The following is a 24,756-nucleotide window of genomic DNA, read 5'->3' as shown; positions in this document are numbered from 1 at the left end:
AGCGAATTATTATTGCAGCAAGGAACGGCAATAAAATATAACCTTAAACACCCATATACCCGCCTGAATATTTGAAGCATTCGGGAAAAAAACACCTTGTATGCTGCTTAAACCGGCTCAGTGGTTGAATGGCTACCTGGTCAAACCCATGAATGGATTTACTGTTTCCGTATTTCCATATGATATATTTTACTTTCGGAACAAAAATATTTAACTCCATTACACGTTATAATCCTTTACTGTTACAGAACGATTCAATCCACCTGTATTTCTGGCAAAGTAATTGCCTGCACTATTGAAAACAAAACCTCTGATATGAATAACCACGCAACACAATGCAAAAAAGCAGCAATGGCTGCAATTTTTTCGTTTTTATTATTTGGGTCAATTAATGTAGCAGCACAAAAAAGTGTCTACGATGTAATTCCCGGATCCGGACCAAAGAAATCTAAACCCACCAACAACACAGCAAGTCTTCCCAATATTATACGGGGCGAAGACCGAAGGAATGACGAAAGAAGAGACGACGACAGGGTATACACAAGAAGCCGGCGAACACATTTACCACCCGGCCAGGCGAAGAAAATTTATGGCGGTTCTGCAACCGACTATGCTCCGGGACAAGTTAAGAAAAGAGAGCATGACCATGGTGGTAACAGGGGTGGCAAAAAAGGACCTCATGGCAAGCACTAAACGTTATATTAAGAAATGATTAGTGCCCCTGTCAATTAATACTTTACCTATTTAAGAACAAAAAATCCCGTGAAACCATTCACGGGATTTTTTGTTAAATTAGTTTATTACCTAGTTAAAAAAATAGCCTAAACGGAGATTGATTAAACCTACCGTTCCATCTTTACTGTATCCATCATAAGATGCACCCAATTCAAGCTTTGTGTCAATTTTATAACCGATGCCAAACGAGTAAGCTGTGGTTGTAACGCTTGATCCGCTGTTGGAGATAAAGCCGGCGCCAATCTTGCCAGCGACAAAAAAATTGTCAGAAGGATAAAAACGAAGCCCGGCTCTGATAGGGATTAAATTAGTAGTTGTTGCGCCATTTTTGCCAAACAAGGCAGTGTATCCAACGTCGCCTGTGATGGCGGCTTGCGGTGAAAGGCTGTAATGAGCCAGCAGATCTAAACCAAGTCCCAATGAGGTCCCACCCAGGTTGTGTGCCGGAATACCTACGTTGATTCCACCCTGGAATTTAAGATCAGATTTTTGTGCTTTAGTTGTGGTGATTGCGATCATGCAGACTGCTGCGAAGAAAAGTTTTTTCATGTTTGTTTTCAAGTTGGTTTAAGAAATTAGATTTTAATCTGAAAAGCAATATTAAGCAAAAAACAATAATCGCGGTTATATTACCATTTCTTTTCGACCACTGGATTGTACTATCAATAAGTGTATTGATTGTATGCTGGTGTATATAGGATATGCAGGTCTGAAATTGTACGGCTATAAGCCTTCCTTTCTGATGTTTGAAACTTTATTTACTATTGGATCTCTTTCGTTGCATAACCATAACGCCGATAGTATTAAAGATGATAGTGCCGGTAGATAATTTAAAAAAGGAAGCATATTGTTAAAGTCGGGTAATCGTGATTTTCACATAAAAGCTTATCTTCAATTTTTAGCAAGTCTCCGCCGTTAATAAAATCGATTGCACATTTTCAGGAGGTTTATATCCTTCACTCTACGATAAACACTGGGTAAATAAATGCTCCAACTTATAGTTTGGGTGCTGTTGATGCGGTTAACAGAAGCAATATTACCCTGAGTTTTGCGATGCCTTTCAAGTCTTTGATCTAAACCAGCCTAAATACAAAAATTGTAATGAAAAAAATAATTGTCATAGGAAGCGCCAATACTGACATGGTTGTAAAATGTGCCACATTACCATTTCCCGGCGAAACAGTTTTAGGCGGCACCTTCTTTATGAACGCGGGAGGAAAAGGAGCCAACCAGGCAGTGGCAGCGGCCCGGTTGGGAGGTGAGGTTACTTTTGTTGCAAAAGTTGGTAACGATATTTTCGGCAGACAAACTGTTGCGGACCTGCAGAAAGAAAATATTGATACAGAATTTGTCTTTACAGATGAGCAGTCCCCATCAGGCGTTGCGTTGATTATCGTAAACCACGAAGGAGAAAATTGTATTGCAGTTGCACCTGGTGCCAATGCCTGCCTGCAGCCTGCAGATATTGAAAAAGTTTCGCTGCACGAGGCCGGAATTATACTGATGCAACTGGAAATACCTGTGACTACAATTTCCGCCGTTGTAAATAAAGCGAGGTTAAACAGACAAAGAATAATATTGAATCCTGCACCTGCAATGTTGTTGCCGGATGAATTAATATCAGGCCTGTTTTTAATTACACCCAATGAAACGGAGGTGGCATTTTTAACCGGCATAACAGTAACAGATACCATTTCTGCGTCAAAAGCAGCAGGTATTTTGTTGGACAAAGGTGTGCAAAACGTAATCATAACACAGGGCCGTCAAGGCGCTTATTTTAAAAACAAGGAAGAGGCATTTACGATACCAGCACCAACAGTAAATGCGATTGATACTACTGCTGCAGGCGATACATTCAGCGGCGCTGTAACGGTGGCGCTCACAGAAAATATGAACTGGCAAAAAGCTGTACAATTTGCCGTAGATGCTGCGGCCGTTTCTGTAACGCGGCTGGGTGCACAGGCATCTGTGCCATATAGAAGCGAACTTGGCTTGTAAGAAATTAATAAATAAAAACAACAGTATGTTTATTGTAGAAAATTACGGATTAGCGATATTCCTCTGCGTTATTACCATGCTCTGCTGGGGGTCGTGGGCCAATACAACAAAACTCACCAGCGCCAGCTGGAGGTTCGAACTATTTTACTGGGATTATGGATTTGGGATTTTGCTTACCACCCTGGTGCTTGCTTTTACATTAGGCAGCAGTGGCAGCCACGGAAGAGCTTTTATGGAGGATTTGAAACAGGCTCAATCGGCCAGTTTATTTGCTGCATTTGCAGGCGGAGTTATCTTTAACCTTGCCAATATTTTACTGGTAGCGGCTATCGGCATTGCTGGCATGTCGGTTGCCTTTCCAGTAGGCATCGGTATTGCGTTGGTACTGGGGGTAATTGTAAATTATATTGCCGTGCCGCAAGGTAACCCTCTATTAATCTTTAGCGGCGTAGCCTTAATATCGTTAGCCATTATTTTAAATGCACGCGCCTACCAAAAATTAAAAGCAGGTGCTGCCATAAAACTGTCAGAAAAAGGCCTTCTGCTTTCAGTAATAAGTGGTTGCCTGATGGGCCTGTTTTATAAATATGTGGCCAGTTCTATGGTAACTAATTTTACTGACCCGGAACCCGGAAAGTTAACGCCGTACACTGCATTGGTAATTTTTTCAACTGGTATTGTTATAAGCAGTTTTTTATTTAACACTTTACAAATGAAAAAGCCTTTTACCGGGGAACCCGTGTCGTTTGCCGGTTATTTTAAAGGTTTAGGTAAAGATCATTTGGTAGGTATCGCTGGCGGCGCAATCTGGAGCATTGGTATGAGCCTTAGTATCATTGCATCTGGTAAAGCCGGGCCAGCCGTATCGTATGGGTTAGGACAGGGGGCTACCGTAATTGCTGCGCTTTGGGGTATATACGTTTGGAAGGAATTTGACAAAGCGCCTGCCGGTACAAAAAAATTGTTAAACGTAATGTTACTTTTATACATCGCCGGACTAACGATGATAATATTTTCCAAATAAGCAGATGGCCAAATTGCCGTAGCTTTTTTTAAAATCCAGCTGGCATAACACCTATACATAAGCAATTTAATTGCCTGTTCTTTTTTATATTATGTCGGTTAATGTACTATAAAAATATAGGCTAACAGGTAAGCGGCGGAAAGGGTCGTAATCAACATACCGTATGCTTTAATTCCTAACTCTTTTTTTGAACTGCTGTAAATTTTTTCGTAGATCTTTTTCATGGTAAAATGTTTTAATTATTGGGAAATGTTGTTTGTCTTTACTGAAATTTTACAACCATTTGTTTTGTCTTTTGTAGTAGTAAATTTTCATAATTATGTGTTGTTTGTATTAAAGACAGGAAAATAGTCTGCAGGTTTACAGCGCACATTTTAATGCAGCCGGTTTTTTGTTTTTTTTAGCACTTGGTATTTTCGGGTGAAAAGCCATCACGCAAATTAAGTTGCGTTAGTTTTACATCCTCAATAATATATATGGCCGCTATCAGTTTAAAAGAACGCTTTTCCGCACTCAGTAATCTCCCTTCATTTTTTCAACTTGTGTGGCAAACAAGCAGGTTACTTACGAGTTGCAGTATAGCGCTTCGGGTTGTAAGATCCGCTATACCCCTGGCCATTTTGTACACCGGGAAATTAATTATTGACGAAGTGGTGTTGCTGACCCATAGCACCACTGCGGTACCACATACTTTTTTATGGCGGCTGGTGGCAATTGAATTTGGGCTGGCTATTTTATCAGATGCATTAACACGGGCTACCAATCTGGTTGACGGTTTACTGGGCGATCTGTTTAGTAACTTCACCAGCATCCGGATAATGAAACATGCTGCTACACTGGACCTCGACCAGTTTGAAGATTCCACATTTTACGATAAACTGGAACGGGCCCGCCAGCAAACTGCAGGGCGCACGATCCTGTTATCGCAGGTATTAGGCCAGGTACAGGACCTGATAACCATGCTCTTCCTTGCCGCAGGACTCGTTGTTTTTAATCCCTGGCTGATACTGCTGTTGATTGTTGCCGTAATACCTGCGTTTTTGGGCGAGGCTTATTTCAATGATAAAAATTATTCGCTCAACCGAAGGCAAACACCAGAACGCAGAGAACTGGATTATATCAGGTACATCGGGGCAAGTGATGAAACAGCCAAAGAGGTAAAAATATTTAATCTCTCCAATTTTCTTACCGACCGTTTCCGGCAGTTGTCCAATCAGTTTTATAAGGATAACAAAGCACTATCAGTAAAGCGTTCATTATGGGGAACCATCTTTGCTATTTTGGGCAGCGCCGGCTATTACGGGGCTTACATTTTTATTATTGCTACCACCATTACGGGCAAACAATCTATTGGTGCATTGACTTTTCTCGCCGGTTCTTTCCGACAGCTGAGGAGTTTGCTGGAAACCATTCTTTCCCGCTTTACTGCTGTATCCCAGGGCGCTATTTACCTGAAAGATTTTTTTGATTTTTTTGAAATCCAACCTAAAATTAAATTGTCCCCTGATGCAAGGCCTTTTCCAAATCCTATACAAACAGGTTTTGTGTTTGAAGATGTAGGGTTTAAATATCATCATTCAGACCGCTGGGCAAACCGGCACCTGAGTTTTACGCTCCACGCTGGTGAAAAATTAGCCCTGGTGGGGGAGAATGGGGCAGGCAAAACAACGCTGGTTAAACTCCTGGCAAGATTATATGATCCGACGGAAGGAAGGATATTACTGGATAATCATGACCTGAAAGAATATGACCTTACCGAATTGCGAAAAGAAGTGGGCATTATCTTCCAGGATTATATCCGTTACCAGATGACGGTATCACAAAATATCGCAGTCGGCAACATTGCTGAAAAAGAAAACAACGGACTAATTGAACACGCAGCCAAACAAAGCCTGGCAGACAAAATGGTGCAAAGACTTCCCGGTAAATATGCGCAGGCACTGGGCAAACGGTTTAATCAGGGTGTAGAACTTTCCGGCGGAGAGTGGCAGAAGATTGCGCTGGCAAGGGCTTATATGAAAGAAGCGCAGTTACTGATTTTGGATGAGCCAACGGCGGCCCTTGACGCAAGAGCCGAATACGAAGTGTTTGAAAGATTTACAGAACTAACCCGGGGAAAAACAGCGGTGTTGATATCCCATCGGTTTTCAACAGTACGTATGGCCGACAGAATTCTTGTGCTGGAAAAAGGTCAACTGTTGGAGTCTGGTGACCACAATAGCTTGCTAAAAAATAACGGTCGCTATGCCGAACTTTTTAACCTGCAGGCAAAGGGATATCAATAGCTCTTTATGTAATACACAAACATTAAGCATGTTTATATTTTTCAACAAGTGCGCACACCTCTTTTGCTTCCTTTACATCATGCACCCTTAAAATACCTGCTCCGTTTTCAAGAGCCAGCGTATTCAAAACAGTTGTTCCATTCAGTGCCTCAGCCGCAGTTGTATTAAGCGTTTTGTATACCGTGCTTTTCCTCGAAAGTCCTGCCAGTATTGGTTTATCCAGCATCCTGAAGACATCCAGATGTTTTAGTAAGGTAAAATTTTGTTGTATTGTTTTGGCAAAACCAAAACCAGGGTCAATAATAATATCCTTAATTCCTGCTTTGGTACATTCTTCTAATTTATGAATAAAAAAATCAAGTACTTCTTTAACAATATCATCATAGGTTGTATACTGCTGCATGGTTTGGGGAGTCCCCCGCATATGCATACATATGTACGGAACCTGCAGACCTGCTACCGTGGACAACATGGCGGCATCCATATTCCCAGCACTGATGTCATTCACAATAACGGAGCCCGCATTCACAGCAGCAGCGGCTACCTGGCTGTAAAATGTATCGACAGATAAAATAATATCCGGGTATCTTTCAAGTAGCGCATGTATTACCGGGAGTACCCTTGCAGTTTCTTCATCTGCTGAAACGGTGCTGCTTCCGGGCCGTGTACTTTGCCCGCCAATATCCAGTATATTGGCGCCTTCACTGATCATTTCTGCTGCCACCGCAAGGATAGCTGATAAACTTTTTTCGGGGTACTGATCATAAAAAGAATCAGGCGTTGCATTCAATATCCCCATCACCAGCGGTTTTTCAATGACCAATAATTTTCCTTTGCAGTTAAGTGTGTACATCAGGCAGAAACAAGTATTTTTGACAATTAACAAAAGTAGATACATTCCGCAAACAATGAACACAAACGAGCAGTACGACGAAGCGATAAAAACATGCGAGGACATTTTTTTAAAGAAAACAAAAGACTATGGCACATCATGGCGGGTTTACCGTACCATTTCAGTAGTCGATCAGATTTATATAAAGGCCAAACGCATCCGCACTATACAGGAAAAAGGGGTGCAGAAAATAGGCGATGATATTTTAAGTGAATTCAAAGGGATATTAAACTATGCTGTGATTGGTTTAATTCAGCTTGACAAACAAACTGATGAAACAGAAGATCTCCCTTTGGAAGAAGTTGCTAAATTATACGATCAGAAAATAGCTATAGCAAAAAAGTTGATGCAGGACAAAAATCATGACTATGGAGAAGCCTGGAGGGAAATGAGCCAGGAAAGTTTTGCAGACCTTATACTGACAAAGCTGTTGCGCATCAAACAAATTTTATTGAACAAAGGGGCCACCATTATGAGTGAAGGTATTGATGCCAATTATTATGACATTATGAACTATGCCGTTTTTGCCATGATATTGATTGAAGAGGGAAAACATTCAAGATAACCCGTGCGGAAAATAATCGGGTTGACTGTAAGCAATTAAAAAGTAAGTATGAAAATTAGTGTAACTATTGCAAGAATTATTGTAGGTGTTTTATTTATTTTTTCTGGCCTTGTAAAAGCCATCGACCCGTTGGGATTGACCTACAAGATGCAGGAATTTTTTGAAGTGTGGGGCAGGGAAGGCTACGCAACCATTATGATGAACTGGATGTACAATCATTCCTTTTTATTTTCTATTATAATGATTGCATTGGAAGTAGTACTTGGTGTGGCTTTGTTGGCAGGCTTTTACAAAAAGCTAACATTGCGGCTTTTATTGTGGTTAATGATCTTCTTTACTTTTTTAACCAGTTACGTGCTATTTAGTGGTAAAATTGCTACCTGTGGCTGCTTTGGCGATTGCATTCCGCTTACTCCCATCCAGACTTTTACAAAAGATATCATCCTGCTGCTGCTTATCATTTTTCTTTTATTCAAACAACAATACATCCTTCCTGTTGGCAAAGGTTTTTTACCGCTGGTACTTGTGCTGTTAAGTATTATGGGCGTATCCATGCTGCAAATGCATGTATTGCAACATTTACCTTTAACTGATTGCCTGCCTTATAAAAAGGGAAATAATTTACTGGAATTAAGGAAGATGCCCCCTAATGCAATACCCGACCAGTTTGAATATATTTTTGTCTATCAAAAAGATGGTGTTAAGAAAGAATTTACTCCTGACAAACTTCCCGATAGTACCTGGACGTATGCAGACCGCAAGCAAACCCTGATAAAAAAGGGATCCAACAATGTTCCTAAAATTAATGATTTCTCTTTAACGGATACAACTGGTGCGGATGTTACAGAAAGCGTGCTTGGTCAAGAAGGAGAGTACTATCTTTTCTTTTTAAAAGAACTGGATGAAGGCAGTTCCAAATGGTCGGGAGATTTTACTGCGCTATGGCAAAAATCAAAACAACAAAAAAGACCGCTATATATTGTAACGGCTGATAAAGATAAAGCCACTGTATTTTTTAATACCAATAACAACGGCATCCCGATTTTGACTTGTGATGCCACCGCCATAAAAACTGCAGCCCGGGCCAACCCAACTTTGTTTTTAATGAAAGGGCCGGTCGTACAAAATAAATGGAGCTGGGCCGATATTAAAGAGGCGTTAAAGTAACATGATGTTGCTTTAACAAGCCAAAGCATCAGGCAATTTTATTGTCCGCAAAAGATAATTCATTTTATTTGAAACACCTTGTAACGAAAACGGTTTATTCCTCCCTTATACTGCTGGGTATTGTGGTGCTGGTGTTTTTTATGTTCCAGGGTTTTGGCGATCCGGCAAGGCTGATCGTTGGCCAAACCGGTGATAAAAAAACAATGGATAACATCCGTAAAGATCTTTACCTGGACCAGCCCAAATGGAAACAACTTTTTTTGTATCTTAATGATGTAAGCCCGCTTTGCGTGCATACTGCAGCGGATATAAAAAAGAAAGAATTAAAGGGATTTTTTTTAGGAACTAACACCAAAATAGGAGTGAAGATTCCTTACCTGCGCACAAGTTATCAAACAAAGAAAAAAGTGGGCACGGTATTAATGGAAGCATTACCCGGCACTTTATTACTCGCCGTAACCGCGATGCTTTTTGCAACATTCACCGGTATTTTACTGGGCGTTGTTGCAGCAGTAAAAAAAGGTACCTGGCTGGACACGTCTGCGTTGGTAGCGAGTATTGCAGGTATTTCAGCGCCTTCTTTTTTTATGGCCATTATCATAGCCTATTTATTTGGTGTTGTGTTGCACCCTTTTACCGGTCTAAACTTAACCGGTAGCTGGTTTGAAGTGGATGAAGTTACCGGAGAAAAATACATTACCCTTAAAAACTTAATTCTTCCGGCGTTTACATTGGGTATCCGTCCGCTGGCCATTATAACCCAACTCACACGCAGCAGTATGCTGGATGTATTATCGCAGGATTATATCCGTACAGCTTATGCAAAGGGGCTAAGCAAGAGAACAATCATTTTTAAACATGCGCTTCGCAATGCGCTGAACCCGGTAATAACAGCTATAACCGGATGGTTTGCCGAATTATTGGCAGGCGCTTTTTTTGTGGAATATATTTTTGGCTGGCAGGGTATTGGAAAGATAACAGTAGATGCGCTGGAAAAATTGGACTATCCCGTAGTAATGGGATCTGTACTGGTAAGCGCTTGTATTTTTATTGTAATCAATATTTTTGCGGATATTTTGTATGCCGTTGCAGACCCAAGAATGCGGACTTAAGGATCGGATTAGTTACTTAATCACAACGTCGTTAATCACTTTTTCGCCCAGGGCTTCATTGACTCTTTCTATAATCTTTTCTTTTTGATACAGTAACTCATGCTTTAACTGGGCCACCGTGCTACTGATAAATAAAGTCTGATTGACAATCTGAATTTTATCGGTGTATTTAGCAATTGTTTTACCCATAATTTGCTCCCACACATCCTCTATTCTTAAAGCCTGGATACCGCTTTTTAAACGGCTTTGCTTTAAAAACTGCTGAATCGCATCCTGCATTGAAAATTCGCCCATAGGGCAAAGGTAATGCTATGAAGATTGCCGTTGTCTGATTTTTGGCAGGTTATTATTTTATTGGATATAAGGTGCTATTTTTAATCGGACTACAAATTTTTGCCACTACAATTCAATAACCTGGTAATTACTTTGTAATCCTTCAAAAGCCCGTTGCAGTCTTTCTTTATGCGTATCAGTAATAAAAACCTGTCCATTGTTTTTATTACAAACCCAGTGCAATAAATTCTGCATCCGGGTTTCATCCAATTTTTCAAAAACATCATCTAATAACAGCAGTGGAGCAAAGCCTTTATTTAATTTCAGTAATTCAAATTCCGCCAGTTTTAAGGCAAACAATAAACTCTTTCTTTGCCCCTGCGATGCGGTTGTTTTAAAAACCTGCCCGTTTAACTGTATAGTCAAATCATCCTTGTGAATACCGCCGTTGCTACGTTGTAAAATAAAATCTTTCTGACGGAATTGATTTAACACAGCAAAAAAATCGTTGTCATTCAGCTGGCTTTCATAATGCAGGTCAACCACTTCGGCATTGTTCGCAATCTGCCGATAAAACTGCTGTACCAGGGGAATTAGTTGCTGAGTAAATTCCATTCTTTTTTGATGAATATATTTACCCGGTTGCACTAACTGGTCATCCAGCACTTCCAGCAGTGTCCAGTCTGTTTTACCTTGCTCGGCAAATTTCTTCAGCAGGCTGTTACGTTGCTGCATTACTTTGTTGTAAATAATCAGTTGCTGCAGGTATTCAGCATTCATCTGGCTAATCACCGTATCTATAAACCGCCTGCGCTCTTCGCTTCCGCCGGTTATCATTTCTACGTCATCCGGCGCTATTATTACGCACGGAAACTTGCCGATGTGTTCAGAAAATTTGGTGTAGAGTACACCATTTAGCAAGAGTTCCTTTTTGCCAACGCCTCTGAAAACACAAACAATGGAATTGGACCCATTTTTATCAGCATTTGCGGCGCTATTTTCATCATCCTTTATTTTCAAATCGGCGACAACAGGAGCGGTTATACCTTCCAGCCGGAATCCGTCAGCTGTAAAAGAAATATTCAGGCTGTCAGTTTTTGTAAAATAACTTTTTGTAAAACAGAGGTAATAAATGGCATCCAGCAGATTTGTTTTTCCGCGACCGTTCAGGCCACATATGCCGATAACCCTTTCTGTAAAATTGAAAGTGGAAAAACCGTAATTCTTAAATTGTGTGATGGTTATTTTTGAAAGCCTGAACATGCGGTTGCAAGATAAATGAAAAGATGTAGCGTTTATCGATGATAAAATAAACTCACTTGCCAATTGAGCCAGCTGACATTATGAAATCATCTTAAATGAAAGTGATGATTTGCCAATTGTGATTGAAATATTATACCTGCGTGGTGCTAGTATCTATACAGCACGGTTATCCTCACTTAATTTAAATCTTTAATGATAATATATTTATAAGATTTCAAGTTTCAAAAGATATAACAGCTTGAAAATATAACAATTAAAGCCTTAAAATTCTTCCAAAAACGGCTTCTTTTTAGCTTGTTTAATTTATTAATTTCTCCCTTATCTTTGCAGCCTAAAATTATAACCCATTGGCTACAAAGTTTTCAAAAGAAACCTACCTGTACTGGTACGAACTAATGCTTTTATTGCGCCGTTTTGAGGAAAAGACCGGCCAGTTGTATGGAATGCAAAAAATTCGCGGCTTCTGTCATTTATATATTGGCCAGGAAGCTGTAGCTGCCGGCTGTATGACAGCAACCAATGCTGAAGATAAATTTATCACCGCTTACCGTTGTCATGCACTGGCTATCGCAAAGGGCGTTACGCCAAGAGCTACCATGGCTGAATTGTATGGAAAAGCAACAGGGTGCAGTAAAGGCAAGGGTGGAAGCATGCACATTTTTGGTGTGGATGTTGGCTTTTTTGGTGGTCATGGTATTGTAGGCGCACAAATAGGAACAGGAGCAGGGTTGGCTTTTGCTGAAAAATATCGTGGTACAAACAACGTTGCATTGTGCTTTTTCGGTGATGGTGCAGCCCGACAGGGTATGTTGCATGAAACATTTAATATGGCCATGTTGTGGAAACTGCCGGTAGTATTTATTTGCGAAAATAACAACTATGCAATGGGTACGTCCGTTGCCCGTACCAGCAATGTACTGGACTTATATAAACTGGCCGATGCCTATGATATGCCTGGCGACAGCGTAGATGGTATGAGTCCTGAAGAAGTACACAATGCGGTATTAAGGGCAGTAAACCGTGCAAGGGAAAAAGGCGGTCCCACTTTACTTGAAATTAAAACATACCGCTATAAAGGACACAGTATGAGCGATCCGCAAAAATACCGTACCAAAGACGAAGTGGAAGAATATAAAGACAGGGACCCTATTGACCATGTTTTAAAAGTATTAAAAGAGCAGTACAAATTAACTGAAGAAGACATTGAAGTAATTAACGAACGCGTAAAGGTGCAGGTTGAAGACAGTGTGCAATTTGCAGAAGAAAGTCCCTGGCCAAACGATGATGAATTGCTGAAAGATGTATATATACAGCAGGATTATCCTTTTATAACAGACTAATTTTAACCGCAGGAAATAATCCGCTGGCCTTGTTTCCGTTTAATTCCAATCAATTTACCAGCGCTAAAACAACTACAAAAAAATGGCAGAGAAGCAAGTTACAGTTCCCGAAGTGGAGACGAATGAAATTGTTGAAAAAGCAAAGGGCTTTTGGGCCAAATTCAGCAAACCAATTATTTATGTTGGCGGTGCAATTATTTTGATTGCGGGAGGATGGCTTGGTTATAAGAACTTAATACTGGTTCCAAATGAAACAAAATCTGCAGAACAAATTTTTCCCGCTGAGCAGTTGTTTGATAAGATGACACAGCTTGGATTTAATAAAGATTCTATCGGCATCGTGTTAAACGGCGGCAACGGTATAACGGGTGTGTTAAAAGTAGCAGGGAATTATAGCGGCACAGCTGCTGGTAAAAGAGCCCATTTTATAGCAGGTGCTTGTTACCTGCATAATAAAGATTTCAACAACGCGGTTAAACACCTGAAAGAATTTTCTACCAGCAGTAAACAGCCGCAAAGTGCCTGTTACAGGATGCTGGGCGACGCCTACTCCGAATTAAAACAAAATGACGAGGCGTTGAACTATTATAAAAAAGCGATTGATGTAGCTGATGCAAAAGATGAATCTACCCGATTTTTATCTTTATCAAGAGCGGCTTTATTTTGCGAGGCAACTGGCAAAACAAAAGAAGCAATTGATTTTTATCAGCAGATAAAAGATGAGATCACACCTGCTTTTTTAAGAGATAACAGGATTGATTTTCCGGTTGAAAAATACCTTGCACGGTTAGGGGTTACTAAATAATTACACATGGCAATTTCGACAGAAAATTTATATTCAACAGCAGGCATCCAACTACCAAAGGGTGCCTGTGTAGTTATTGTGCGTACTGAGTGGAATGCAGCGTCTATTGATAAATTGGAAGCCGGATGTACGAAAGTATTAGCTGAAAATAAAGTGCCCTATAAAATTATCACCGTGCCTGGTGCATTTGAGATTCCCTTTTGTATTAAAAATTACTGGGACGCACATAAATACAAAGATGATAAGCCTTTTGCGTTTATAGCGCTTGGTTGCGTAATACGCGGTGGCACTCCGCATTTTGATTACGTGTGCAAAGCCATAACAGAAGGTGTGTTACAGGTAAATCTACTGCTACCTGTACCGACTATATTTGGCGTGCTTACAACGGATAACCAGCAACAGGTGGATGAAAGAACCGGGGGCATACATGGCCATAAAGGCGAAGAAGCTGCGGTAACGGCCTTAAAGATGATTGCATTAAAGTACAGTTTTTCTATATAGTCCAGTCCAGTAAGTCCATTTTCTAATCTGTTAACCTGCTTTGCCGTTACGAACTACAATATGAAAGTTCAGTTATTTATACCTTGTTTTGTTGATCAGCTATATCCCGAAACGGCTTTTAACATGCTTAAAGTGCTGGAGAAAGCTGGATGTGAAGTGGGGTATAACACCAATCAGACTTGCTGCGGCCAGCCTGCTTTTAATGCTGGTTTTTGGGACGAGGCCAAAGCTGTCTGCACGAAATTTTTAAGAGACTTTGATACGGCTGACTATATTGTGGCACCCAGTGCCAGCTGTGTAGGTTTTGTAAAAAATTATTACAAGAAATTATTTACCGGTGAGGAAGAATTGCAAAAGGCAGATAATATAAGCAATCGCATTTTTGAATTTTCTGAATTTTTAACGGATGTTCTCCAGGTTGAAAACCTTGGTGCTTCTTTAAATATTATCGCTACTTACCACGATAGTTGTGCAGCCCTGAGAGAATGCAAGATCAAAGATGGCCCCCGCAAATTATTAAGCCATGTAAAAGGTCTGCAGCTGACTGAAATGAATGACGTGGAAACATGCTGCGGTTTCGGTGGTACGTTTGCGGTAAAGTTTGATGGCATATCCATTGGTATGGCCGATCAAAAAGTTACGAATGCCATAGCTACCGGCGCCAGCCTGGTTATATCTACTGATCTTAGCTGCCTGATGCACCTGGATGGATATATTAAAGAAAAGAATCTGCCGCTTAAAACAATGCATCTGGCAGATGTACTTGCAAGCGGATGGGAATAGAAAAACATTTATGTTTGCGGACAAATCTTCATCACTATTTTAATACAATACAATGGCATACTGGCTGGTAAAATCAGAACCTTTTAAATATAGCTGGGACAAGTTTGTGGAAGACAAGCAAGCTACCTGGGATGGTGTACGCAATTACGCTGCCCGTAATAACCTGCAAGCTATGAAAAAGGGCGACCAGGTTTTATTTTACCACAGCAATGAAGGAGTGGAGATTGTAGGTATTGCAAAGGTTACGAAGGAATTTTATCAGGATCCCACAACAGATGTAGAAGCGTGGGTGGTGGTGGATTTGAAACCTTTTAAAAAATTAAAAAAACCCGTTACATTGGTACAGGTAAAGGCAGATCCGCGGCTTGAAAATATGGCCCTAGTGAGGCTTGGCCGTTTATCTGTACAACCGGTTACAAACCAAGAGTGGAATGTGATAATGGAACTGGCAGGAGAAAAATGATCCAGTGCGGACAACCTGAAACCAGTATTAGCCGTTATTAAAAAAGGGTAGTAGTACCTGCCCAACGAATAACTTTCCCCTAACATCTTTTTTTTAAAATAGGCTTATCTTTATAACATACATTAATATTCAAGATTATGAAAATTTATCAGTACCTGGTTGGGCTTTCCCTGGTTGTGATGCTGGGATTGTCCTGCAAAAAAAGTAATCCCGGAACAACCACTCCACCAACGGACACCACTACAGTTAAAGCGACCGCCAAGGATTTATTGATGGACTCTCTTTACCTGTACACAAAAGAAGTGTACCTGTGGCACGAAGTAATACCATCCTATGCCGCATTTAATCCAAGACAATATACAGGCAGTACTGACCTGATAGCTGCCCAAAATGAAATGACTGCAATAAGGGCTTTGCAACCCCAGGATAAAAAACATGGTTATAGTTTTGTAACGACACAGGCTGGTTCTGATGCCATACAGACAGGCGCTGATGAAGACTATGGTTTTTTTATAAAAGCAGCTGCGCTGGACAAAGCGTTGCCATATGATTCCGTTCATTGGTTTGTCGAGTATGTTTATAAAGCTTCTCCTTCCGGCACCGCCGGTGTTCAAAGAGGCTGGTATATCAGCAAGATCAATAATACAGCCATCGGGTATGACGACGCAAGCGTGACTATTTTGAATGATATATTCTTTGGAACAGGAACCTCTGCCAGTTTCACATTTACAAAACAAGATGGGAGCACCGTTGCCATGAACCTGACCAAAGCGGCATTTACCGCCAACTCTGTTTTATATACAGATGTAATTACCGCAGGTGCAAAAAAAACCGGCTATATAGTGTTTAACCAGTTTTTCGGCGCGGGCTCAGTAACAGAATTGAACACAGCGTTTACTGATTTTGCATCAAAGGGTATCAATGAACTGGTGGTTGATTTACGTTACAATCATGGCGGTTCTACCTCTACTCAGGATGCCTTTGCTGACCTGATTGCGCCTGCTTCAGCCAATGGCCAAACGATGTATACTTATATGTTCAATGATTCATTAACAGCCGGTAAATTTCCTTTATTGAAAAGGAAGCCTGGCTTTAGCAATGTGTCTTTTTTACCAGCAGACAATACCCAGACTTTTGAAAAAGCAGGTAGTGTAAACATATTAAGCCGTGTATTTTTTATTGTTAGCGGTGAAACAGCGTCAGCCAGTGAGTTGCTGATTAATAACCTGCGGCCGTATATGGATGTTAAACTGATAGGAGATACTACTTATGGAAAACCCGTTGGCTTCTTCCCGATTTCCATTTTTAATTACGCTATTTATCCTATTTCATTTAAAACGGTAAATAGTGCAGGCAGTGCTGAATACTATGATGGTTTTGCACCTGATAAATTAAGCCCGGATGGTGTTAATAAAAATTGGGGCGATCAAACTGAACCATGCCTTGGGGCGGCTCTAAAATATATAAGCACCGGCTCGTTCGGCAGGTATGCTACTGATGAAAGTAATCAACGGCAAATGGCTGCACAGAAATTATACCAGCCGTTGAACAGTAAATTATATGACAATAAATTTACCGGTATGTTCGTGGTAAAACAGAGATAGAAAATATTGTATTGTAAAAAGGGCTGCAAGCAGCCCCTTTTTTTTATGCCGTTAAATTAATGCTTCTTTATCTTCTTCTTTTTTGCAACTATCTTTTTCGTTGGTTTTCGTTTTACTACATCAGGGGCATCTAATTTTTCAATCTTATTGCCAGACAGTGTTCCCTGCTGTATTTTTTTGCCTTGTATCTTGTCGGCCTCCTCACTATGACCGGCTATTACTTTTTTTGCACCTGTTTGGCTGCTCTGTGCCTGCACAGCGGTTCCTGATAACAGTAAAAAAACAAGAACCTTAAGGAATGAGTTTCTTTTCATGTTGTTAAGATATGATTTTGTTATTGTGGTTTATTACACAATGTTAAAGAAAATGCTAAAGTTATTTATAGTCGTCTTCAATTAACATTTCCGTCTGGTTACCACTTTATGTAAATGAAATCAATAAGCATCTAATAACTCTAAACTTATTTCCATAAACACTAAACTGCTTATTGCTTTCGCTTTATTTTTTGCTTTGCTGACATCCTGCAACAGGAATCGCAAAGAAACACTTAACCTTACAGATACGCAGTTGCCAGAACTAAAAAAAGCGGCGCCGTCACAACATTCAGACAACCAAACTTCCGCAAAAGAAAAAATTCCGGTCGGAACATTGCAGGTTGGAAATGCCGATACAGCGTCTGTTCCATTGCAGGTAAAAACTGTATCAAATCCTGATTGGAATAAAAAAATAATCAGAACGGCTCATGTCAAAATCGAAGTCAGCAATTTTCAGCAATACAATGATAATATCCACACCATAGTCAAACATTTCGGCGGTTATGTTGCACAGGAGGAGCAGCATACAACTGATGAAAAACGGAAGCCGCGGTTGTTATCAAAGTGCCTGTGGACCAGTTTGACCATATTATGAATGAGTTGCCAGGCAATAAAAACAAGATACTGGAAAGAAATATTTCAACCGAAGATGTTACTGGCGAAATGGTAGACACAAAATTGAGACTTGAAGCCAAAAAAGGCATGCGGTTAAAATACCTGGAGTTCTTAAAGCAATCAAAAAATATGGAAGAAGTGTTGCAGGTACAAACTGAAATCAACAGCATTCAGGAAGAAATAGAATCAGCAGCGGGTAGGATGGAATTTCTATCGCACCAGTCTGCTTACAGCACTATCAATCTTAATTTTTATCAGCCCATCAACGGATATATACCCGTTGTTGCCAATCCCGGCTTTTTCACCCGTATAGTCACAGCTTTCAAAACAGGCACTTCCTCGCTCGCAGATATCCTGGTTGGCCTGATAGCTGCATGGCCTTTACTCCTTATCATTGCGGGCGTCTTTTTAGGTTACAAAAAGTTCAGACCTTCAAAAATCGTGGCACAAAATCGCTAAATTTATTGAATGAATAAAAAGCACATTGTTGTTTTATCGGGTGCAGGCATCAGCGCAGAAAGTGGTTTAAAAACTTTCAGGGACAGTGATGGTTTGTGGAATGGTTACGACGTATACGAAGTGGCGACACCCGGCGGCTGGAGAAAAAATCCACAGCTGGTGCTGGATTTTTACAATGACAGGAGGAGAGACGTTACTGCCGCAATGCCCAATGCAGCCCACACCGGCCTTGCCGCTCTTGAGAAAGATTTCGATGTGACCATTGTCACACAAAACATTGATGATTTACATGAACGGGGAGGTTCATCCAACGTGGTGCATTTGCATGGCGAAATTTTCAAGATGAGGAGTGTGGTGGATAGTGATACTGTCTACGAAATAAGAGGGGATATTAAAATAGGAGATATGGCTCCTGACGGAATGCAGTTGCGGCCGCACATCGTATGGTTTGAAGAAGAAGTGCCAATGATGGAAAAAGCCGTACGGATTGTGCAGAATGCAGATTACTTTGTTGTAGTGGGAACATCCTTACAGGTTTATCCTGCAGCGGCTTTGTTGCAGTACGCACCGCGTTATTTGCCTAAATTTATCATCGATAAAAAAAGCCCGGCAATAAACAATTATACCAATCTGACAGTAATAGAAATGCCTGCAACGGAAGGAGTAAAGGAGTTGCTAAAGTACCTTGAGCCATAATTTCGGCTGCAATCATTTAACAATTTTTTCATTAAACTTTATGCCATTCAGCTCCAGCTCTAGTAATAAAGGCTCATAAATTTCTTTAATGTTGGGAATATATAAACCGGTCAGTTGAAGCGCTCCGCTTAATATCAGTTTAGCGGCAATACCGAGCGGTAGTCCTACTGTTTTAGCCATGGCTGTATGCAGGCTATCTTCACCTTTTACAATAAGACTGCTTTGCATCTTTATTGTTTTATAAGCAACAACATATTCAATTTCATGCAGCATTACTATCATGTCCTTATCGTGCGGTTGCATAGTTAACCTGGTCTCCAGCAAATATTGTAATACATCGGCAGAAGTACGGGCCGTGCCTGGTATAGGTGTTTCATCAAACAGGCCAAGATACTCAAGCATCATTCGATTTTGTTCGTTTACAAATGGTATAACAGCAGATGACCATTTGGCGAAGCTCAAGTCATTTGTGTTGATAGCAATATCAGCATTTGCCAGATTTGCTTTTACGATTGCATCCCATCCGGTGCAAAATGAAGGATGCCTGAGCGTCGTTCTCATAAAAGTAGCTACTGTACTCAATTTATACAAGGGAATGTAACTTAAAGAATCCCTGTTGGGGTAAAAAGCAAGTGGACCAATGCCATCAATATTCACGCAAGGGCAATCTTCAAAAAGTTCCTCATAACTTTTATGCCGGATGGTATTGTCCAGTTTGTATTCCGCACCAGCCTTACCCGCCAGCACCACATTACGGGGGTTCCAGCTTATTTTATAATGCCACGGATTGTCATCACTTTCGGGAGCTACCAGTCCGCCACAATGACTTTTAAAAGAGGTTATGATGCCACCCTCTGTTTTTATTTCATCCATCAGTTTCATGGCGCTCATGTGGTCAATGCCCGGGTCAAGGCCTGCTTCGCAGATAAACAATAGTTTTCTTTGCGCTATTTCGTCCCGCAGACTTTTAATATTATTATCCAGGTAGGATGCGGTAAGTAAGTGTTTTCTGTATTCCACACAGTCTTTAGCTACTAAAAAATGCAGAGCAGGAGGCATCATGGAGATTACTACATGTGCCCGCTGAATTATTATTTCCCTTTGCCTGTCGTTGGTAATATCCAGCTGAACCGCTTCAGCAAAACGGGAATGGTTGGTTTTTGATAGTATTTGCTCTTTACTGGCATCCGCAATAATAAATTTCCAATTGTTTGCTTCAGCTTCTTTTAACAGGTAGCTGATTAATACGGTAGCTGATTTGCCGGCGCCCAGCAGCAGGATTGTTTTCAAGTAAATTTTTTTTTTGCAAGGTAAACGATTTGAAACAGGAGAAATAATTAAACGTATCAACTTTGCCATTTCAGCTTAAAGAATGGCTACTTTTTGATCAATTGACAACCCAAAATTTGGTGATACAAAATGCCGTAATATGTTGTCCACAAAATGGCAAAAATTGTTGAAAAGATTGTTGTTTCAGCACCTGTTTTAAGGCCTAAAATCCGCTTAAAATCAGTACATTCGCAGCCTACAAAATAATATGGAAAACAACGACAATTCCGGCGCAAATGACCTGCCGTTAAACGATGGCGGCGCAGCCAGTAACAGGGGAAGAATTATTCCTGTTAATATTGAGGAACAAATGAAAACCAACTACATCGACTACTCCATGAGTGTGATTGTAGGACGTGCATTGCCTGATGTACGGGATGGTTTAAAACCAGTTCACCGGCGTGTTTTATACGGTATGAGTGAATTGGGTAACACGAGCAATAAGCCGTATAAAAAAAGTGCCCGTATTGTGGGAGAAGTAATGGGTAAATACCATCCTCACGGCGATGCTTCTATTTACGATACGATGGTGCGTATGGCGCAGGACTGGAGCTTGCGGTATACACTGATCGACGGACAGGGAAACTTTGGTAGCCAGGATGGAGATCCGCCGGCTGCCATGCGTTATACCGAGGTAAGATTTGAAAAGTTTGCTGAAGCAATGCTGGAAGATATCGAAAAAGAGACGGTTGATTACCAGCTGAACTTTGACGATAGTTTAAAGGAGCCAACGGTTTTGCCAACCCGCATTCCGCATTTACTGGTGAATGGCGCCAGCGGTATTGCCGTAGGTATGGCTACCAACATGATGCCCCATAATTTGAGCGAAGTAGTGGATGGTTGTATTGCCTACATCGATAACCGTGAGATTACGATTGATGAGCTGATTCATTTTGTAAAAGGCCCTGATTTTCCTACAGGCGGTATTATTTATGGCTTTGAAGGCGTAAAGCAGGCGCTGCATACGGGTCGCGGACGGGTGGTGTTGCGTGGTAAAACAAATATTGAAATCGACAATAAAGGAAGGGAAAAAATCATCATCACCCAGGTGCCTTACCAGGTTAACCGGGATATGCTTACGCAAAAAATTGGTGATCTTATTAACGACAAAGCTATCGAAGGCATTTCTGACGTAAACAACGAAAGTAATAATAAGGAGGGTACCAGGATTGTTGTAGAACTTAAAAAAGATGTGGTTGCGCAGGTGGTAATTAACCAGTTGTTTAAACTAACTGAGTTACAAACTTCTTATGGTATCAATAATGTGGCCCTGGTAAAAGGCCGCCCGAGAGTTTTAAACTTAAAGGAACTGATTGTTGAGTTCATTGAGTTTCGCCATGAAGTGGTAGTTCGGAGAACGCAATATGAATTGCGCAAAGCAAGAGAAAGGGCGCATATCCTCGAAGGTTATATCATTGCGCTTGACAACCTGGATGCGGTGATAAAACTCATCAGGGAATCATCTACGCCTAACCTGGCGCAGGAGGGTTTGGTTAGCAATTTCGGCATGAGTGAGATACAGGCAAAAGCCGTACTGGAACTGCGTTTACAACGCCTGACTGGTATGGAAATAGATAAGATCAGGGAAGAACATGCTGAGATTATGAAACTGATTGCACGTTTGGAAGAGATTCTTGCCAATGAAGGCATGCGCTACCAGATCATTAAAGATGAATTAACAGAAATCAAAAATAAATTTGGCGACGAACGTAAATCTGAGATCACTTACGCGGATGATGAGATTGGCATGCTTGACCTGATTGAAGACGAAGATGTAGTGGTTACCATTTCGCATTTAGGTTACATCAAGAGAACTTCTTCAGATGAATACCGCTCACAGCGAAGAGGTGGCCGCGGTGCCAAAGGAAGCAGTACCAGGCTGGAAGATTATATCGAGCACCTGTTTGTAGCCTCTACACATCATACTTTATTATTTTTTACAGAAAAAGGAAGATGTTTCTGGCTGCCGGTGTATAAAATACCTGAAGGGGATAAAACCAGCAAGGGCAGGGCATTGCAGAATATGATACAAATACCGCCGGATGATACCGTAAGGGCAATTATTGATGTGAAGAATTTTGACGATAAGGACTATGTTAACAGCCACTATATATTGCTCTGTACAAAAAAAGGTATTATCAAAAAAACGGATCTGGAAGATTTCAGTCGCCCAAGACAGAATGGTATTAATGCCATTAACATCCTGGAAGGTGATCAGCTGCTGGAAGCTAAATTAACGGATGGCAATTGTGAAATCATCATGGCTGTGAAGAGTGGAAGGGCAATACGTTTTCCCGAAGAGAAAGTGCGTTCTACCGGTCGTGGGGGCATTGGGGTTTACGGTATAGAAGTGGACAATGATCATGATGCGGTGGTTGGTATGGTCTGCGTAAACCGGGAAGATAAAACCAGGACGATACTGGTAGTGAGCGAAAAAGGATATGGCAAACGTACTTACCTGGACGATCCTGAAACCGGTGAAGCAAATTACCGTGTTACGAACAGGGGTGGAAAAGGCGTTAAAACTATCAGTGTTACAGAAAAAACAGGATCGCTGGTAGGGCTGCTGGATGTATCAGAAAAGGAAGATTTGATGATAACCTGCGTAAGTGGCGTAACTATACGAATGAGTGTTGCAAGCGTAAGTGAACAGGGCCGTGCGACACAAGGTGTAAAACTGATCAGGGTAGATGAAGGTGATGAAATTGCCGCCATTACCAAACTGGATGAAAAAGAGGAGGAAACTGAACTTATAACTCCAGCTGAAAATCAAGATCAGGATAAAGCCGATACAGATACAACTGATACTCCAAATTCGGAAGAAGCGTCGGATGCTGATACTGAATAATTTATAGAATTTATTTGAAATAAAACAGGCTGTTGCGGTAACGTGGCAGCCTGTTTTTAGTCATCGCAGTCGTGAACGGGATTTTATTGCTTCACTTTAATCAAACTCCGTCATAAATAAATTATAAAATATTGTATAATAATTGATAATCATAGAATTAGGAGCTATTTATAGTGATTTAATTCCAAGTAGGTGTTATTATCTAAAATTAAATAATAAATATGGTAATTTATTTCTTGATTATCAGCCTACTAATTTTCCTATTTATAGTTTAAAAATTGATTTTTGAATTGTTGGTGGACGTACAAAATGAGAATGGCTAATTAGAAACGTAACAAATTAAAATGCTGATAATCATTATTTTATAACTAGTTATCTAAATATTTAGTTAATGTAAAAAAAGAATATCCTTCTCAATTAGATGAATTTTTGGCGCAGAACGGGTGGGCCTGAATAGCGCTATTTAAATAAAAACCCGGCAATTAGAAAAATGCCGGGAAAAGTCTTCACATTACTTAGCTGCTATACCAATATAATTTATAGTGACACTTTGAATATTTGTACAAAAATAAGTTAATTGTCAACATAACAATTATCAATTTTTATGAGCGGTAAGATTTCGTTATAGCAAAAGCGGGGAAGTTAATTTCCTGCCATTGTTATATCGTAGGCAAGGTAAGCAATGAGGAGTACCAGGGAAACAGCAGCAAATCTGACTAACCACTTCAGGAGTGTCAGCGTCAGTAAATCTTCATTCATAAATTTGGCATCTTTTAGTAAAAAAGCCTCTGCTGTCACAGAGGCTAAAACAATTTACAACATGAATTATGAGGCATTAACAAATGTCTAACGAAATATTTTAGCCGGTATTGCAACCAAACTTGGAAAGTTTTTAAAGGAAGTCAGGTTGCCGTCGGCGCTCAAAAAAAACAGTTCTTAAATAAAAGAGGGGCTGGTGTTGAAACACCGCCCCGTTTTTTGTCCAATATCCTATGAAAACCAGTGTAAAGTAACAGGTGAAAGACGGATTATTTATTACGAGATTCGGAATACTTTTTTTGCAAAATCGCGAAATTAAAAGCTCAGCTTAATGCTGTGACAAGAATCACTACTACTTGTAAATAAAAGACCGTTAGAATAAGCCTGTCCGGCTTTGATGGAACACCTCATTATTAATTCCAGCCAACAGTTGCGGCAATATAGAGCACTGACAGGAATGCAATGGCCATGACGGTTACCCTGATCATCCATTTTAATACAGTGAACTTGAGCGAATCGTTTTCCATATGTTGAGTGACATTTAAGGCTATACAAAATTAAAAAATAGATTACAATTTGTAAAGGACCGTCCGTGTCAAATTTCTGTACCTGATTAGCTTTATAATAAGGACAGCAAAAATAAAACGTACTCCACCGCTACAATCCATCCGCCAGTGGCAAGGGGAAAAAAATAAAACGTGGGCAGGGGAAGAAAGGCCTGTGCGCCTGTTTAACATAATATTAATTATAAGGTTTTATATTAGTTTTGGAGATTTATACCTTTCTTTCAATATTTTGTATTCCAGCCAATAGAAACCAAACTATATAGTTTTAGAAATATGGGGACAAATAAGACTTGATCTACACAATAAAAACGCAAATAATACATTATTGTTTTCTAATATCATTAACATCTTACACTGCAA

24 protein-coding genes are annotated in these 24,756 nt (G+C 40.4%); 17 read left to right on the top strand and 7 right to left on the bottom strand.

Annotation, left to right across the window (positions count from 1 at the left end; genetic code table 11):
- The first annotated feature begins 315 nt into the window (after window positions 1-315).
- Window positions 316-693 carry a hypothetical protein gene (locus JWR61_RS17300; RefSeq protein ID WP_301929000.1) on the top strand — a complete coding sequence of 126 codons (378 nt, stop codon included), beginning with the start codon at window positions 316-318 and terminating at the stop codon, window positions 691-693.
- 111 nt (window positions 694-804) lie between these two features.
- Here JWR61_RS17300 and JWR61_RS17295 read toward each other — a convergent pair whose 3' ends face one another.
- Entirely contained in the window at window positions 805-1,284 is a 480-nt protein-coding gene (locus JWR61_RS17295; protein WP_301928999.1) for an outer membrane beta-barrel protein, read from the bottom strand.
- A gap of 552 nt (window positions 1,285-1,836) precedes the next feature.
- Here JWR61_RS17295 and rbsK point away from each other — a divergent pair.
- Window positions 1,837-2,733: a ribokinase gene (gene rbsK, locus JWR61_RS17290; RefSeq protein WP_301928998.1), complete on the top strand. Its 897-nt coding sequence runs from the start codon at window positions 1,837-1,839 to the stop codon at window positions 2,731-2,733.
- A 25-nt stretch (window positions 2,734-2,758) separates the two neighbouring features.
- Window positions 2,759-3,757, top strand: coding sequence for a GRP family sugar transporter (locus tag JWR61_RS17285; RefSeq protein WP_301928997.1), 999 nt, complete (start codon window positions 2,759-2,761; stop codon window positions 3,755-3,757).
- A 98-nt stretch (window positions 3,758-3,855) separates the two neighbouring features.
- Here JWR61_RS17285 and JWR61_RS17280 read toward each other — a convergent pair whose 3' ends face one another.
- Window positions 3,856-3,981 (bottom strand): hypothetical protein, encoded by a 126-nt coding sequence (locus JWR61_RS17280; RefSeq protein ID WP_301928996.1) that lies wholly within the window; start codon window positions 3,979-3,981, stop codon window positions 3,856-3,858.
- 252 nt (window positions 3,982-4,233) lie between these two features.
- Here JWR61_RS17280 and JWR61_RS17275 point away from each other — a divergent pair, with 252 nt between their 5' ends.
- Window positions 4,234-6,042: an ABC transporter ATP-binding protein gene (locus JWR61_RS17275; RefSeq protein ID WP_301928995.1), complete on the top strand. Its 1,809-nt coding sequence runs from the start codon at window positions 4,234-4,236 to the stop codon at window positions 6,040-6,042.
- A 22-nt stretch (window positions 6,043-6,064) separates the two neighbouring features.
- Here the strand turns inward: JWR61_RS17275 and folP are convergent, their stop codons facing one another.
- A complete protein-coding gene (folP, locus tag JWR61_RS17270) occupies window positions 6,065-6,895 on the bottom strand; it encodes a dihydropteroate synthase (RefSeq protein WP_301928994.1) in 831 nt (276 codons plus the stop codon).
- 55 nt (window positions 6,896-6,950) lie between these two features.
- Between folP and JWR61_RS17265 the strand changes: the two genes are divergently transcribed.
- From JWR61_RS17265 to JWR61_RS17255, 3 genes are all read left to right on the top strand, one after another.
- Window positions 6,951-7,499: a DUF1599 domain-containing protein gene (locus tag JWR61_RS17265; protein ID WP_301928993.1), complete on the top strand. Its 549-nt coding sequence runs from the start codon at window positions 6,951-6,953 to the stop codon at window positions 7,497-7,499.
- Window positions 7,500-7,547: 48 nt separating this feature from the next.
- Window positions 7,548-8,666, top strand: coding sequence for a BT_3928 family protein (locus JWR61_RS17260; protein ID WP_301928992.1), 1,119 nt, complete (start codon window positions 7,548-7,550; stop codon window positions 8,664-8,666).
- A 68-nt stretch (window positions 8,667-8,734) separates the two neighbouring features.
- Entirely contained in the window at window positions 8,735-9,778 is a 1,044-nt protein-coding gene (locus JWR61_RS17255) for an ABC transporter permease (protein WP_301928991.1), read from the top strand.
- Between the two features lie 12 nt (window positions 9,779-9,790).
- On the opposite strand, the gene JWR61_RS17250 is transcribed toward JWR61_RS17255, so the two are convergent.
- Window positions 9,791-10,072: a DUF721 domain-containing protein gene (locus tag JWR61_RS17250; RefSeq protein WP_301928990.1), complete on the bottom strand. Its 282-nt coding sequence runs from the start codon at window positions 10,070-10,072 to the stop codon at window positions 9,791-9,793.
- Between the two features lie 105 nt (window positions 10,073-10,177).
- Entirely contained in the window at window positions 10,178-11,314 is a 1,137-nt protein-coding gene (locus JWR61_RS17245) for a DNA replication/repair protein RecF (protein ID WP_301928989.1), read from the bottom strand.
- A gap of 347 nt (window positions 11,315-11,661) precedes the next feature.
- Here JWR61_RS17245 and pdhA point away from each other — a divergent pair, with 347 nt between their 5' ends.
- From pdhA to JWR61_RS17215, 6 genes are all read left to right on the top strand, one after another.
- Window positions 11,662-12,654, top strand: a complete 993-nt coding sequence (pdhA, locus tag JWR61_RS17240) for a pyruvate dehydrogenase (acetyl-transferring) E1 component subunit alpha (protein WP_290338931.1) — start codon at window positions 11,662-11,664, stop codon at window positions 12,652-12,654.
- Between the two features lie 82 nt (window positions 12,655-12,736).
- Window positions 12,737-13,459 carry a tetratricopeptide repeat protein gene (locus tag JWR61_RS17235; RefSeq protein WP_301928988.1) on the top strand — a complete coding sequence of 241 codons (723 nt, stop codon included), beginning with the start codon at window positions 12,737-12,739 and terminating at the stop codon, window positions 13,457-13,459.
- Between the two features lie 6 nt (window positions 13,460-13,465).
- Window positions 13,466-13,960, top strand: a complete 495-nt coding sequence (ribH, locus tag JWR61_RS17230; protein ID WP_301928987.1) for a 6,7-dimethyl-8-ribityllumazine synthase — start codon at window positions 13,466-13,468, stop codon at window positions 13,958-13,960.
- Window positions 13,961-14,020: 60 nt separating this feature from the next.
- The gene (locus JWR61_RS17225) at window positions 14,021-14,743 is read left to right on the top strand and encodes a (Fe-S)-binding protein (RefSeq protein WP_301928986.1); all 723 of its coding nucleotides are present in this window, start codon (window positions 14,021-14,023) and stop codon (window positions 14,741-14,743) included.
- Window positions 14,744-14,795: 52 nt separating this feature from the next.
- Window positions 14,796-15,206 carry an EVE domain-containing protein gene (locus JWR61_RS17220; RefSeq protein WP_301928985.1) on the top strand — a complete coding sequence of 137 codons (411 nt, stop codon included), beginning with the start codon at window positions 14,796-14,798 and terminating at the stop codon, window positions 15,204-15,206.
- Window positions 15,207-15,343: 137 nt separating this feature from the next.
- Window positions 15,344-16,810, top strand: a complete 1,467-nt coding sequence (locus JWR61_RS17215; RefSeq protein ID WP_301928984.1) for a S41 family peptidase — start codon at window positions 15,344-15,346, stop codon at window positions 16,808-16,810.
- Window positions 16,811-16,866: 56 nt separating this feature from the next.
- On the opposite strand, the gene JWR61_RS17210 is transcribed toward JWR61_RS17215, so the two are convergent.
- Window positions 16,867-17,124: a hypothetical protein gene (locus JWR61_RS17210; RefSeq protein ID WP_301928983.1), complete on the bottom strand. Its 258-nt coding sequence runs from the start codon at window positions 17,122-17,124 to the stop codon at window positions 16,867-16,869.
- A 253-nt stretch (window positions 17,125-17,377) separates the two neighbouring features.
- Between JWR61_RS17210 and JWR61_RS28290 the strand changes: the two genes are divergently transcribed.
- The 3 genes from JWR61_RS28290 to JWR61_RS17200 are packed head-to-tail and all read left to right on the top strand — an operon-like array spanning window position 17,378 to window position 18,894.
- Window positions 17,378-17,719 (top strand): DUF4349 domain-containing protein, encoded by a 342-nt coding sequence (locus JWR61_RS28290; protein ID WP_367881813.1) that lies wholly within the window; start codon window positions 17,378-17,380, stop codon window positions 17,717-17,719.
- A complete protein-coding gene (locus JWR61_RS17205; RefSeq protein ID WP_367881812.1) occupies window positions 17,695-18,198 on the top strand; it encodes a DUF4349 domain-containing protein in 504 nt (167 codons plus the stop codon). The genes JWR61_RS28290 and JWR61_RS17205 overlap by 25 nt, the downstream gene beginning before the upstream one ends.
- A 9-nt stretch (window positions 18,199-18,207) precedes the next feature.
- Complete coding sequence (locus JWR61_RS17200) at window positions 18,208-18,894, top strand: NAD-dependent deacylase (protein ID WP_301928982.1); 687 nt, start codon at window positions 18,208-18,210, stop codon at window positions 18,892-18,894.
- Window positions 18,895-18,906: 12 nt separating this feature from the next.
- Here the strand turns inward: JWR61_RS17200 and JWR61_RS17195 are convergent, their stop codons facing one another.
- Window positions 18,907-20,184, bottom strand: coding sequence for a saccharopine dehydrogenase C-terminal domain-containing protein (locus JWR61_RS17195; protein ID WP_301928981.1), 1,278 nt, complete (start codon window positions 20,182-20,184; stop codon window positions 18,907-18,909).
- Between the two features lie 247 nt (window positions 20,185-20,431).
- Between JWR61_RS17195 and gyrA the strand changes: the two genes are divergently transcribed.
- On the top strand, window positions 20,432-23,071 hold the full coding sequence (gene gyrA / locus JWR61_RS17190) for a DNA gyrase subunit A (protein WP_301928980.1): 2,640 nt from the start codon (window positions 20,432-20,434) through the stop codon (window positions 23,069-23,071).
- Window positions 23,072-24,756: the final 1,685 nt, after the last annotated feature.

This window comes from Ferruginibacter sp. (assembly GCF_028288465.1).
Lineage (GTDB): Bacteria > Bacteroidota > Bacteroidia > Chitinophagales > Chitinophagaceae > Ferruginibacter.
The sequence above is the reverse complement of the archived record's forward strand: the minus strand, read 5'-3'. Positions and strand labels throughout refer to the sequence as shown.

What these genes read in the sequence shown, in the direction of transcription:
- JWR61_RS17300 (WP_301929000.1), top strand. Translation starts at nt 316, where the DNA reads ATGAATAACCACGCAACACAATGCAAAAAAGCAGCAATGGCTGCAATT.
- JWR61_RS17295 (WP_301928999.1), bottom strand. Translation starts at nt 1,284, where the DNA reads ATGAAAAAACTTTTCTTCGCAGCAGTCTGCATGATCGCAATCACCACA.
- rbsK (WP_301928998.1), top strand. Translation starts at nt 1,837, where the DNA reads ATGAAAAAAATAATTGTCATAGGAAGCGCCAATACTGACATGGTTGTA.
- JWR61_RS17285 (WP_301928997.1), top strand. Translation starts at nt 2,759, where the DNA reads ATGTTTATTGTAGAAAATTACGGATTAGCGATATTCCTCTGCGTTATT.
- JWR61_RS17280 (WP_301928996.1), bottom strand. Translation starts at nt 3,981, where the DNA reads ATGAAAAAGATCTACGAAAAAATTTACAGCAGTTCAAAAAAAGAGTTA.
- JWR61_RS17275 (WP_301928995.1), top strand. Translation starts at nt 4,234, where the DNA reads ATGGCCGCTATCAGTTTAAAAGAACGCTTTTCCGCACTCAGTAATCTC.
- folP (WP_301928994.1), bottom strand. Translation starts at nt 6,895, where the DNA reads ATGTACACACTTAACTGCAAAGGAAAATTATTGGTCATTGAAAAACCG.
- JWR61_RS17265 (WP_301928993.1), top strand. Translation starts at nt 6,951, where the DNA reads ATGAACACAAACGAGCAGTACGACGAAGCGATAAAAACATGCGAGGAC.
- JWR61_RS17260 (WP_301928992.1), top strand. Translation starts at nt 7,548, where the DNA reads ATGAAAATTAGTGTAACTATTGCAAGAATTATTGTAGGTGTTTTATTT.
- JWR61_RS17250 (WP_301928990.1), bottom strand. Translation starts at nt 10,072, where the DNA reads ATGGGCGAATTTTCAATGCAGGATGCGATTCAGCAGTTTTTAAAGCAA.
- JWR61_RS17245 (WP_301928989.1), bottom strand. Translation starts at nt 11,314, where the DNA reads ATGTTCAGGCTTTCAAAAATAACCATCACACAATTTAAGAATTACGGT.
- JWR61_RS17235 (WP_301928988.1), top strand. Translation starts at nt 12,737, where the DNA reads ATGGCAGAGAAGCAAGTTACAGTTCCCGAAGTGGAGACGAATGAAATT.
- ribH (WP_301928987.1), top strand. Translation starts at nt 13,466, where the DNA reads ATGGCAATTTCGACAGAAAATTTATATTCAACAGCAGGCATCCAACTA.
- JWR61_RS17225 (WP_301928986.1), top strand. Translation starts at nt 14,021, where the DNA reads ATGAAAGTTCAGTTATTTATACCTTGTTTTGTTGATCAGCTATATCCC.
- JWR61_RS17220 (WP_301928985.1), top strand. Translation starts at nt 14,796, where the DNA reads ATGGCATACTGGCTGGTAAAATCAGAACCTTTTAAATATAGCTGGGAC.
- JWR61_RS17215 (WP_301928984.1), top strand. Translation starts at nt 15,344, where the DNA reads ATGAAAATTTATCAGTACCTGGTTGGGCTTTCCCTGGTTGTGATGCTG.
- JWR61_RS17210 (WP_301928983.1), bottom strand. Translation starts at nt 17,124, where the DNA reads ATGAAAAGAAACTCATTCCTTAAGGTTCTTGTTTTTTTACTGTTATCA.
- JWR61_RS17200 (WP_301928982.1), top strand. Translation starts at nt 18,208, where the DNA reads ATGAATAAAAAGCACATTGTTGTTTTATCGGGTGCAGGCATCAGCGCA.
- gyrA (WP_301928980.1), top strand. Translation starts at nt 20,432, where the DNA reads ATGGAAAACAACGACAATTCCGGCGCAAATGACCTGCCGTTAAACGAT.